The following is a 12,673-nucleotide window of genomic DNA, read 5'->3' as shown; positions in this document are numbered from 1 at the left end:
AAGCTTTGCTCCCACCGTTGGAGCTTTGTGAATACAGCATTTTGAAATCACTGCAGGTCTGCTGTGGGAGCAAAGCTTGCTCGCGATAGGGCTGCACAGCAGCCCCAGTGATTCAACGCCTATTCAGTCGCGCTGGGGCTCGCGAATCTTGTACCAGGCCACATACAGCGCCGGCAGGAACAGCAACGTCAGCAGGGTGGCGATGATGATCCCGCCAATCATCGCGTAGGCCATCGGCCCCCAGAACACTTCCCGGGCAATCGGGATCATCCCCAGGCTCGCGGCGGCCGCCGTGAGCAGGATCGGCCGGCGCCGATGTTCGGTGGCTTGCACCACGGCATCCCAGGGCTCGTACCCGTCACGTTCATACTCATCGATCTGGGTCACCAGGATCACCGAGTTGCGGATGATGATACCGATCAACGCGAGGATCCCGAGGATCGCCACAAAGCCCATGGGCGTGCCCGTCGGCACCAGCGCGAGCACCACGCCGATCAACCCGAGGGGCGCGACGCTGGCCACCAGGAACATTTTCTGCACGCTGTGCAGCTGGATCATCAGGAACGTCGCCATTAAAAACAGCATCAGCGGCACGACGCTGGCAATCGGCCCTTGGGCTTTGCTGCTTTCTTCCACCGTCCCCCCAGTGGCGACCTTGTAGCCCACCGGCAGGCCGGCAGCGAATTGATCGATGGCCGGTTGCAGTTGCTTCACCAGATCGGTGGGCTGGATTTCATCGCGCACCGCGGCCTTGATGGTGATGGTTGGCTTGCGGTCGCGACGCCACACCAAGGGTTGTTCCAGTTCATAGCGCACCGTGGCGAACGCCAGCAGCGGAATGGAGGTGCCGCTCGGCGTGACGATCTGTAAATTCTGCAGGGTCTCCGGCGAACCGCGCTCGGCGTCTTCGGCACGCCCGACCACGTTGATCAGGTATATATCGTCATTGACCTGGGTCACCGGCGAACCGCTGACGATACTGTTCATCAGCCTGGCCACGTCTTCCGAAGACAAGCCCAGTTGCCGCGCCCGGTCCTGGGCAATGTCGATACGCAGCACCTTGCCCGGCTCGTTCCAGTCGTAAATGATTTCGCCGATGTGGGTGTTCTTGTCCAGTTCACTGGCCAGCTCAATGGCGTGCTTGCGCACCTGGTCGATGTCCTTGCCGCTGACCCGGTACTGGATCGGCCGCCCCACCGGCGGGCCCATCTCCAGCGCCTGCACATAGCTGCCAATGCCGACGAAGTCCTCGCGCAAACGCTTTTGCAGGCGTTCGGTGAGGGCCGTGCGCGACTCCAGGCCTTTGCTGACAATCACCAACTGCGCGTAGTACGGATTCTGCAACTGCTGATCCAGCGGCAGGTAAAAACGAATCGCACCCTCCCCGATGTAAGTGCTCCAGCGCTCGATGTCCGGGTCGCCCTTGAGGATCGCTTCCAGGCGATCAACCGCTTTGCGGGTCTCGTCCATCGAAGCGTTCTGCGGCAGGTTCAGGTCCACCAGAATTTCCGGGCGGTCCGAAGACGGGAAGAACTGGTTCTGCACAAAACGCATGCAAAACACCGACAACACAAACAGCAGCACGGTGATGCCGATCGCCCACCAGCGATTGCGCATCGACCACAGCAAGCCGCCATTGAACGCCCGGCCGATCCGGCCCGGCTCATTGCTGTGGGGTTTGACGTTGGTACTGAGGATGTGCACGCCGATCACCGGGGCGAACAGCACCGCGACGATCCACGACACCAGCATCGCCACGGCAATGACTGCAAACAGGGTAAAGGTGTACTCGCCGGCGGAGCTGGCGTTCAGGCCGATGGGCACGAACCCGGCCACGGTCACCAGGGTCCCGGTGAGCATCGGGAACGCCGTTGAGGTATAGGCGAAGGTCGCGGCCTGTTCCTTGGTTTCGCCTTTCTCCAGGCGCGTGACCATCATTTCCACGGTGATCATCGCGTCGTCCACCAGCAGGCCGAGAGCGATGATCAGCGCACCGAGGGAAATCCGCTGCATGGTGATGCCGCTGTATTCCATGAACACAAAGACCATCGCCAATACCAGCGGAATCGAGCAGGCGACCACCAGCCCGGCCCGCAAGCCAAGGCTGATAAAGCTGACCACCAGCACGATAATCACCGCCTCGAACAACGCGCTGGTGAAACCGCCGACCGCCTCCTCCACCACTTCAGCCTGGTCCGACACGGTATGCACGTCGACGCCTACTGGCAGATCGGCGGTCAGTTCGTTCATGCGCGCGTGCAGTGACTCGCCGAATTCCTGGATGTTGCCGCCCTTCTTCATCGCAATGGCCAGGCCGATGGCCGGCGTACCATTGAAGCGAAACATGGGGGTCGCGGGGTCGACATATCCGCGACTGATGTCAGCGATATCGGCCAGTCGATAAAAACGATCATTGAGCCGCAGATTGACGTTGGCCAGGTCCTTTTCCGACTGGAACTGCCCGGAAGTGCGCACGGAAATCCGCTCCGGCCCGGCGTCGATCACCCCGGCGGGGGTCACAGCGTTCTGGGATTGCAGGCTCTGCACCACCTGGCGCTGATCAATACCCAGCGCGGCGAGCTTGCGGGTCGAAAAATTCAGGTACAGGACTTCATCCTGCTCGCCCACCATCTCGACCTTGCCCAGGCCCGGTACCTCACGGATCTCGGCGCGCACTTGCTCCACATAATCGCGCAACTGACGCATCGAAAGCCCGTCGCCGGTAAAGGCATAGACCGAGCCGTACACATCGCCGAACTCATCGTTGAATCCCGGGCCTTGCAGGCCTTGGGGGAAGTCGCCACGGATGTCGTCGATTTTCTTGCGAACCTGATACCAGATCCCGGGGATTTCCTCGGCGCCGGTGGTATCGCGCAAGTACACGAACACCGTCGACTCGCCCGGCCGGGTGTAGCTTTTGACGTAGTCGAGGGAGTCGAGCTCTTCGAGTTTCTTCTCGATGCGGTCGGTGACCTGTTTGAGGGTTTCCTCCTGGGTCGCGCCGGGCCAACGGGTCTGGATGACCATGGTCTTGATGGTGAACGAGGGGTCTTCTTCGCGCCCCAGGTTCATGTACGAAAACACCCCCATCAACAGGGCGACGAACATTAAGTACCAGACAAACGACTGATGCCGCAGGGCCCATTCGGATAAGTTGAAAGGCCCTTTCATCGTGCGTCCTCGTCGAGTTTCACTTTCTGCCCCGGCTGGAGGCTGTTCACACCGGCGCTGACCACACGGTCGCCGGGCTTGATGCCATTGGCCACCAGCACCGAGTCGGTGGAGCGGCTGAGAATCCTCACCTCACGGGGGGAAACGGTCTGGCTCTGCGGATCGACAAGCCAGATCCGCGCCTTGCCATCGACCTCTTGCAACGCACTCAGCGGCAGCTCGATGCGTGACTCGATGGTTGAACTCAGGGTCACGCTGATGGCCGTGCCCAGGCGAAAGCCGGGCGGTGTGTCGTTCAGAGTCAGCCGTGCGCGGCGCGTGCGGGTGGCACTTTGGGCCTGGGGTTCGATCTCGCGCACGGTGGCGCTCGTGCGGATGCTCGGGTCCAGTTGCGCGGCGACCTCGAACACGACATCGGCGGGCAGACGCTCAGCCAGGCCGGCCGGCAGGTCGATCACCGCTTCCTTGATGTCCGGGCGAGCCAGGGTCACCACTTGCTGGCCGGCAGTAACCACCTGCCCGGCCTCGGCATTCCAGGCCGTGACGACTGCATCGTGGTCGGTGTGCAACTGGCTGTAGTTGAGTTGGTCGCGGGCCTGCTCCACCGATGCACGGGCCTGTTCCAGGGAAGCTGCGGTGGTTTTCAGGTCGGTCTGGGCGATGTCCAGTTGCGCCTGGGCACCGACGCCTCGGTCGAACAATTGCTGCTGGCGACGGGCATTGGCCTGGGCATTGATGTACTGCGCCTCGATCCGAGCCAGATCGCCCTGGGCGGCGCGCAACTGGTTCTGTTGATCGGTGGGGTCGAGGGTGGCGAGCAGGTCGCCCTTCTTCACTTCGGCGCCCACATCGACGTTGCGACTGGCGATCCGCCCCGGCACGCGGAAACCCACATTGCTCTCGTAACGGGCCTGGATGCTGCCCGCGAAACGCCCAAGGGCCTGCTGGTCGAGCGCGCGAACCTCGATGGACAACACCGGGCGCACCGGCTCAGGTGGCGGCTCTTCCTTCGAGCACGCTGCCAGCAACAGGCCGGCTGAGAGCATCCACAAACGCTTCATGGCTGGGCTCCTGCCGGAGATTTCTCATAAGTATTTTCAGCGATCTCGACGCGCACGCCGGGATGCAGCAATTGCCCACCCGCGGTGACGACTTTCTCACCCCCCTTGAGCCCGTCACTGATGATGACCTTACCGGTGAGATACCGGCCGACGGTGACATTGTGCAACTGCGCCTTGCCTTCGCCGTCCACCAGCCACACAGCCGGATCGTGAAGGTTCTTGGTCAGCGCCGACCAGGGCAGTTCCACGGCGGTCTTGCCGGCAGACTTGGCGGTGGCACTAACCACCGAACCCAGGCGCATGCCTTCGGGTAACTCACTGAGCGTCACCTTGACCTGCACGGTGCCGGTTTCGGCGGAGACCGCCGGGGTGATCTCGCGCACCGTACCGGTGGTCTTGATGGCCGGGTTATCCAGCAGGCTGATGACGATGGCGGGGTCCGAAGGAGGTTCGCGCAACAGTGATTCGTAGATATTAAACACGGCGTCGCGCTCCCCGTCCTGGGCCAGGCTGAAGATCGGTTCCGTCGCCTGTACCACCTGACCGACCTCCGCCTGCCGCGCCGTAATAATGCCCGGCGCCTCGGCAATCAGCGCCGTATAGCTCAGTTGTTCGCGGGCGTTGGCCAACTGGGCCTGGGCAGCGGCCAGCGCACTCTGACTGCTGCGCAGTTGCGCCTGGGCCGTGTCATATTCGCTCTGGCTGGTATAGCCCTTGGGCAAGAGTTTTTGCTGGCGCACGAACGCCGCCGCACTCTGCTTGACCCGCGCCTGTTCGGCGGCCACCTGAGCCTGGGCGGAATCAACGCGGGTCTGCAAGTCCTGGGGGTCGAGCCGGGCGAGCACTTGCCGGGCCGAAACCCGGTCACCGACATCCACCTTGCGCTCGACGATCTTGCCGGCCACGCGAAACGACAGATCGGTCTGCACCCGGGCCTGGACATCCCCGGTGAGGGTCACCGAGGCCGCATATTCGGAGGGCACGGCTTGCTGCACGAAAACCCGCGGCAGGGCTTTTTCCTCGGGCTTTTCATCACCGCATCCGGCCAACAACACACACAAGCCAAGGCCAACCAGAACTTTGCTTCGAGGACCAGCCATGCAGACTCCTTTGCGTTGTACGGACGTACCAGTGACGTTACGACTGTGAGCTTAGAACAGGGTTCAACACCAAGCACAGGATCACAATGGATGCGCCAATCAGGCAGACTAATGCCTCTGCAGCAGGGAAAATTTGCACATGCTCAAGACACTGGCGGTGGCCAACTACCGCTCGATCAACAAACTGGTGATCCCCCTGGGCCGGCTGAACCTGATCACCGGCCCCAACGGCAGTGGCAAATCCAATCTGTATCGCGCCCTGCGCCTGTTGGCGGAGACGGCCCAGGGCGGCGTGGTCAACGCCCTGGCCCGTGAAGGCGGGCTGGACTCGACCTTCTGGGCCGGGCCGGAAGTGATCAGCCGGCGTATGCGCAACGGCGAGGTGCCCATCGGGGCCACGGTGCGGCTCAGCACGAAACGTCTGCGCCTGGGTTTTGCCGGGGAAGATTTCAGCTATTCGATTTCCCTCGGCCTGCCGGAACCGAGTTTGTCCGCGTTTTCACTGGACCCTGAAATCAAGCGCGAATGCATCTGGGCCGGCCCGGTGTTTCGTCCCGCCAGCCTGCTGGTGGATCGCAACGGGCCCATGATCCGTGCCCGGGATGGTCGCACCTGGGACGTCCTGGCTCAGCACACGCCCACTTTTGACAGTTTGTTCGACCAGGTCGGCAGCTTGCGCGCCTCACCGGAGGTGCTGCAGATGCGCGAGTTCATTCGTCGCTGGCGCTTCTACGATCACTTTCGCAGCGACGCCGACGCCCCGGCGCGCCAGCCGCAACTGGGCACCCGCACGCCGGTGCTGCACCACGACGGGCGTGACCTGGCCGCTGCCCTGCAAACCATTCTTGAGATCGGCGACGATCAAGCCTTGCACTCGTCCATCAGCGACGCATTCCCCGGTGCCCGGCTGCATATCGAGAAACTGCAAGGCGGGCGTTTCGGCATCGAGTTTCATCAGCATGGCTTGCTGCGCCCGCTGTCGGCCGCCGAACTTTCAGACGGAACCCTGCGCTATCTGCTGCTGATAGCGGCACTGCTCACCCCGCGCCCACCCTCGCTGATGGTGCTCAACGAACCGGAAACCAGCCTGCACCCGGACCTGTTGCCGGCCCTGGCGCGGTTGATCATCCGCGCTTCAGCGGACTGTCAGGTCTGGGTGGTTTCCCATGCCCGACGCTTGATCACCGCCTTGCAGCAGGACGGCGACTGCAATTGCATCGTGCTGGAGAAAGATCTGGGCCAGACCGGGATCGTCGGCCAGGGAATACTGGATGCGCCGGCCTGGAGTTGGCCGGATTGATCGACGGTATTTGCAGGGGCCAGGTAAGAAGGCTATTTTTCCCCTGGCTGTAGGACAGGTCTATTTCTCGACGGACCTCTCCAAGGAACCGCAGCTTATGGCCAGACTGCCTGCCCCCCCTCACAAGGAAGATCACAATGGCTGACGTGAAAGCCCCGCAGCACCTCGACCCACGCGACATCGTCAAACTGCTCGTGGCCCTGCGCCGCGCATTGAAAAAACCGCCTGCATAGCCGCGTCGATGAAGACGGGTTCTGAGCGTCGGCACAAAAAAACGCCGACGCTGGCAAAGCCGTCGGCGTTGAAACTTCAAATCCTTGCTGTTCGATCAGAACGCCGGCAATACCGCGCCACTGTATTTCTTCTCGATAAACGCCTTCACTTCCGGACTGGTCAGGGCCTTGGCCAGTTTCTGCATGGCCGGGCTGTCCTTGTTGTCCGGGCGGGCCACCAGGAAGTTCACATACGGCGAATCCGAACCTTCGATTACCAGCGCATCCTTGGCCGGGTTAAGACCCGCTTCCAAAGCGTAGTTGGTGTTGATCATGTCCAGGTCGACCTGATCCAGCACACGCGGCAGCATGGCCGACTCCAGCTCCTTGAACTGGAAGTTCTTCGGATTCTTGGCGATGTCCTTGGGCGTCGCCAGGGCGTTTTTCGGGTCCTTGAGCTCGATCAGGCCAGCCTTCTGCAGCAGGATCAGGGCGCGACCACTGTTGCTGCCTTCGTTGGGAATGGCGATGGTCGCGCCGTCCTTGAGTTCGGCCAGGCTTTTGACTTTCTTCGAGTAGCCACCAAACGGTTCCACATGTACGCCGATCACGGTCACCAGATCGGTGCCTTTGCCTTCGTTGAAGCTCTTGAGGTACGGCAGGGTCTGAAAGTAGTTGGCGTCCAGGTGCTTCTGATCAACCTGTACGTTGGGTTGAACGTAGTCGGTGAACACCTTGATTTGCAGGTCCACGCCTTCTTTGGCCAAGGCCGGCTTGATCAGCTCAAGAATTTCAGCGTGGGGCACCGGGGTGGCCGCCACGACCAGTTTCTCCGCCGCCTGGGCCAGACCCGAAGTCAGGGCTGCTGCCAATGCGGTGAATAACAGAACCTTTTTCATGCAGTGTCCTTATCGAAGATCACCGTCGTCATGGACCACGGTCAAAATAGGGAAGTGCCAGCGAAGTGCTATCGCTGGCGTGAGGTGGACGATACCGTTATTTTTTATTCCCTAACAATATCTTTTATTAAGACAGTTAGACCGATAACTCATATAGGAGAGAAAGGTGCACCTGCCCGTCCTCATGCAAATCGGATGTCCGAGCCTCGTTCCCTGACGTCGCCATAGATGTCGTCGAACGCCTGGCCGCTCCTGTCCTTACTTGACCATGGGTCCTCCTGCTGGAAAAACCCTTTGGCCTTTTCGATGTACCGGTCTCTATCGATCGTATACTTGACGCCGTCAACCGGATACTTGACATAGCCGACCACATCCTTGGCTGTCAGTACATTTCTCAGCTCTGATTGAAGTGCGATGAGGTTGCGCTGCCCGCCGCCACGAATCAAAGGGCTCGCGGCCCTGGCATGTGCTCCGACGCGTGTGGCGCGCAAGGCATTTTGGCGACTCACTGTCACGACGTCACCGAGCGAATCGACGGTTTTGCGTAGCGCGACTGAGGTGCCTTTACCTAGCACTTTGCCCGCCAAGGAAGCCCCGCCGGACGCAACCCCCAAGGCAATGCTGGCGTAACTCAGGATCTGAGTGGCCACGGCGTCCGGAGCCGTTTCCTCCAACACCATCGATGCAATGGATACCGCACCTGACACCACCTCCAGCGTCAACGCCGTCGCGGCCGAAAACGACATCCCGACCAAGGGCGCGGATGCGCCAAGGGTCGCGATGGTCAATGCGACGGAAGCCACGGCGAAAGCAGCAGTAAGACCTATCTTGACCCAACTCCAGACAGAAACATGGCCGGTCGGATCGCTGAGATTGATCGGGTCCCCGAGGCAGTAGGCATAAGGATTGAGGCCGCCGCCATCGAAAGGGCTCCAACTGTCGGGCCGGTGGAATCGCATGAGTACCGGATCGTAGGCCCGATAGCCGTTGCCGAGCAGGTAACAACCGGTCGCGGGGTCAAGCGGTTGGCCGCTAAAACCGAACAGGCTGACCAATCCATCCGACACCGGGCGATGCCCATAGGGCGAATAGGCATGCCTGGTATTGTCGCCGCCAGAGAGTGCCTGCAAGACATTGCCATAGGCATCGGTGCTCAAGAGTGCCGTCTGCGGACCTTGTAGCAACGCCAACAACTGCTGCCCCTCGCGCACGACACTGCGGCTCTCATCACCTGTAACCTCGCCGCACAACTGCTCTTCACGGTAGAAACGCCGACACGGCTTTTCATTCATCAACTCAAAGGCATGGAGCCGGTCCGAGGCATCATATCGATAGCAGGCCAACGTCGACCTCGAGTCTGTCGACGTCACGTTTTCCAGGCGACCCAACTCGTCGTAAAAAAGCCTGCGCCCTTGTGAATCACTGAGCATATTGCCGTCGACGTCGTAATTGAAGGTCGAATTGGCAGACACGTAATCGGGATGACTGTGGGTGACAGCACTCAGTTGGGTTTTGTCAGTCAGGTCATATCGATAGTTTGCAATGTTTTCGCCGCCTGCGAAGCGTGTCACCACCTGACAAATGTTGTCGAGATAGTCGTAGGTGTAGTCCTGGGAAACGATGACTTTGCCCTGGGTATCCACGGGTGCCTGCTTGCCCTCACAGGTGTAACGCGTCAAGCGACCCCGTAAGTCATAGGTGAACGACTCAAGACGCAGAACTTCATTGTTGGATTTGAGCGTGCGCCGACTGAGCTTATCGCCAGGGCCGAACGACTGCGCCACCTCGATGGCGTCATTTCCCTGCGAGCCGGAGCGTCGAAGAATCTCGCGACCAAACTCGTCGTACGCCAGATCGGTAACCATCGAAATACCCGTTTGAGAGTCGGTGACGGCAATACAACTGACCTGCCCTTGAGAGTCGTACGAGTAGGTGACAGCGATTGGGCCTTGAGTGATTCCCGACAACCGTCCCGTCTCGTCATAGAGGCAGGTGCGGTTCGTGCCGTTGACATCCGTATGACCGATCGGCTTTCCCATCAAGGAATAGGTTTGCAAACTATCGAACCGGTCGAGTGCGGTTACCCATGACTCCCGGCTGAGCCGACCGGAAGCAAAATACTCCAAGCGTCGCTGAACCAGCGAGTTGGCCGACTCCTGGAGCAGGCCGGTGTTCGGATCAAAACGGTGCCTGGTCAAAACCGACGCCTGGCTGCCTGAACGCTCGGTGACGCAATCACCCAACAGGGGATCAAGGGTGAACCGCAGGACTTTGCCGGCCGGTGTGATCTTCTGCGAAGCGCTCCTGCCGGAACCTTCATAAACCATCCGTTCCGTGCGCCCCCCTGACTGGTTGCCAGTGATACGCATCAGTCCATCGTAGGTGCGACTGCCCACTACATAGTCATTTGCGCTGATTTGCGTGGGGTAGTCACCCTGGCTCTGTGCCGCGTAGCTTTTTCCGATCACGGTGCCGTCGGGTAAAATCGTACTCAGCACGCGACCGGCCAAGTCGTATGTGTAGCAGGTAACCGCCCCATCGGAAGCCGTTTGCCTGATACACCGTCCCAGACCATCGTATTCGTAGGCGGTTACCTCTCGCACAGCGCCTGACAGGTCCACACGTTCGACGCGCGACGGTTTCTCCAAGGCATTAATGAATGTACGAGTCTTGCCGCCGCCCTCCACCCACTCGGTACGGGTGCGTGCTACAGGATCAATCTCATCATGAACGGTCATTTGCCCACGGCGAATGGTCCGGTTCTGGTGCCCCCACTGATCGTACTCATACAGGCTCTCCAGTGTTTTCGGCTTGCCGTTGAACCAATCAGTGTGTTTATCCGACTGCAGGCGACCGAGCCCGTCGTATTGGGCCTCATGGATCACGCGCATGGGCGCGCCGGGTTCATCGACGTCCTGTTTCTCGACCCTTATGGTGCGACCAAGTCCGTCGCTGTGGGTAGCTGTCAGGCCGCCACGGGCATCCTTGACGGTGACGGTGACAAACCGATCGCTGGACGTGGCTGCCCGATAGGTGAATTGACGGGACGCTGAGCTGTCAGTGTCGGGCATCACCGTTTCGCGGGTCAGTTGCCCCAGAGAATCGTATTCCATGCTGACGGTACTACCGCCAGATTCACAGATTTTGATCAGCCAGCCGCATTCGTCATGCCATTCCTGCCGCCGATGGCTCAGGCCCTGAGCGCTAAAGGTCAGATCGGTGCGAACGTTATCGTTTTCACGCTGGTATGCATAACGGTGTTCACTGCGCACGCCGCCTACGGTTTCAACCTTGCTTTGCAGCCGTCCATGAAAGAAATCCTTGCTGTTGTTGACGTACCGTAACCGACAATTCACCCGTGGCTCGCTGACGCCGTCTTCGTACAGTGTTTCGCTGGCGAGCCGGATACAGCCGCCATCACCGGGACGCAGCGAGGGCAGTTGCGTATAGGTGTACCGAACCACCGTCGTCGGCGCGGTGGCGAAATCAGGGGAGGCGATGATCGCCTTCTGCTTGAGAAAACAAGGCACGCCTATGGGGCTGGCAGGACAATCCGCACTCTCTTGTGCCGGGAAATACTCATAGACCTCACGCGCCCCGCACGGGCTGGTTTTTTCCAGCAGGTTCCCATGTTCATCATAAGAAGTGCGGGTAACCTCACTTCTGGTACGACTGCGACCCGCCCTCTGCGCCACACGGGAGTCAAAAAAACTGTCACGCACAACGCGCTGCATCTGGAACTGTGGGGGCTGATCACTGAAAGCCAGATTGGGTTCAGCGTAATATTCGATTTCCCGCAGGTGCATCATGCTGCCGCTGATGGTCCTTTGCGAAATCATCGAATGAAAGCGATTGTAGGTGCGAATGATTCGAGAAGCCTCACGTCCACCACTGGTGCCGGGAACCATCTGAATTTGAGTACTGGAGTATTCATAGTTGCGCCGCACGTCATAAAGCACATCACGTTCAGCGGACCAACGAAACCCTGAACCATACCCAAGGAAGTTGCTGCTGGAATACTCGTAAACGTTAGTAATCGTCGGCTGCCCGCCGCCAGGAGACATAACCGACTGGCTGACCACGGGCAAGTAGGTTGCCGGCGCCCCAGTGGGGAGCTTATGGCCGTCAGCTAGGTAGGTAAGTCTTTCCTGAGCACCGTTTGGCTGACGAACTTCGTTCATTACCAAATAACCATGACTTCGCACATAACCAAAGGACCAGACCGATGCACTATTTTGTGCGGTGACCCGCCTGATTCGTTCGAGCACTCCGCTCTCCAGGGTAAACAGGTACTGGAGCCTCTTGGCAGGAATATCCGGCCACACGGTAATCGTCGGTGGCGTCGGTCTGTTCTGGGCGTAGTCGATATGCATGACGCGGCGACGCTGATGATAGACGGCCACCAGCTGTCGTCGTCCGGATAAAAGACAATATTCATAACGTGTTTCCTTGCCATCGGGGCAATACTCACGCGCCAGCAGCCACTCGTTATAAGCCGTACTCGGACGTGACAGAATTTCGGCCCGGCCATCGATATGCTCAATAACAAGTTCGTCACCTTGCACCGTGACCCTCAAGTTATCGAGTTTCTTATCCTGGAAAGCAACCTGACTTCCACTCATGAAAAGTTGATAAGTCTCACCGTTTGTCAGCGTCAATTTCCGGCGGCGCTGATCGTAGCTGCAGGTGCGAAGGGACCACCCGATTCCTAGACCAAGATTCTGATCATTAAAGGAATCGTATGAAAGGGTCATTGAGACCTTCGCCCCCCCGGTTGCGTTATCCGGCGCCGCGTCCAACGCCACGCTGCAACTGTAGCTCCCCGTACGGGGATCCACGCCCGAGCGGACGAAACTGTCAAACTTGAAGGCCGCCGAAGTTAATTGCCCGGCGGCAGAAGACGAGAGAGTCATGGGATTCTTCCTTGAAA

The 12,673-nt window shown here is 59.7% G+C and carries 6 protein-coding genes; 1 reads left to right on the top strand and 5 read right to left on the bottom strand.

Annotated features, from left to right (window positions below; translation table 11 throughout):
* Nucleotides 1-123 precede the first annotated feature (123 nt).
* The 3 genes from PSH57_RS01305 to PSH57_RS01295 are packed head-to-tail and all read right to left on the bottom strand — an operon-like array spanning nt 124 to nt 5,332.
* A complete protein-coding gene (locus tag PSH57_RS01305; RefSeq protein WP_305416286.1) occupies nt 124-3,171 on the bottom strand; it encodes an efflux RND transporter permease subunit in 3,048 nt (1,015 codons plus the stop codon).
* A complete protein-coding gene (locus tag PSH57_RS01300) occupies nt 3,168-4,232 on the bottom strand; it encodes an efflux RND transporter periplasmic adaptor subunit (protein WP_305387363.1) in 1,065 nt (354 codons plus the stop codon). The genes PSH57_RS01305 and PSH57_RS01300 overlap by 4 nt, the downstream gene beginning before the upstream one ends.
* On the bottom strand, nt 4,229-5,332 hold the full coding sequence (locus PSH57_RS01295) for an efflux RND transporter periplasmic adaptor subunit (RefSeq protein WP_305387362.1): 1,104 nt from the start codon (nt 5,330-5,332) through the stop codon (nt 4,229-4,231). Before PSH57_RS01295 ends, PSH57_RS01300 begins: the two co-directional genes overlap by 4 nt.
* Nucleotides 5,333-5,471: 139 nt before the next feature.
* Between PSH57_RS01295 and PSH57_RS01290 the strand changes: the two genes are divergently transcribed.
* Entirely contained in the window at nt 5,472-6,632 is a 1,161-nt protein-coding gene (locus tag PSH57_RS01290) for an AAA family ATPase (RefSeq protein WP_305387361.1), read from the top strand.
* Between the two features lie 328 nt (nt 6,633-6,960).
* Here PSH57_RS01290 and PSH57_RS01285 read toward each other — a convergent pair whose 3' ends face one another.
* Entirely contained in the window at nt 6,961-7,743 is a 783-nt protein-coding gene (locus PSH57_RS01285; protein WP_305387360.1) for a MetQ/NlpA family ABC transporter substrate-binding protein, read from the bottom strand.
* A 182-nt stretch (nt 7,744-7,925) separates the two neighbouring features.
* The gene (locus PSH57_RS01280; protein WP_305387359.1) at nt 7,926-12,656 is read right to left on the bottom strand and encodes an RHS repeat domain-containing protein; all 4,731 of its coding nucleotides are present in this window, start codon (nt 12,654-12,656) and stop codon (nt 7,926-7,928) included.
* Nucleotides 12,657-12,673: the final 17 nt, after the last annotated feature.

Origin of the sequence: Pseudomonas hefeiensis, from assembly GCF_030687835.1 — a bacterium.
GTDB lineage: Bacteria > Pseudomonadota > Gammaproteobacteria > Pseudomonadales > Pseudomonadaceae > Aquipseudomonas > Aquipseudomonas hefeiensis.
Note: the sequence above shows the minus strand (reverse complement) of the source record. Positions and strands in the feature narration are given on the sequence as shown.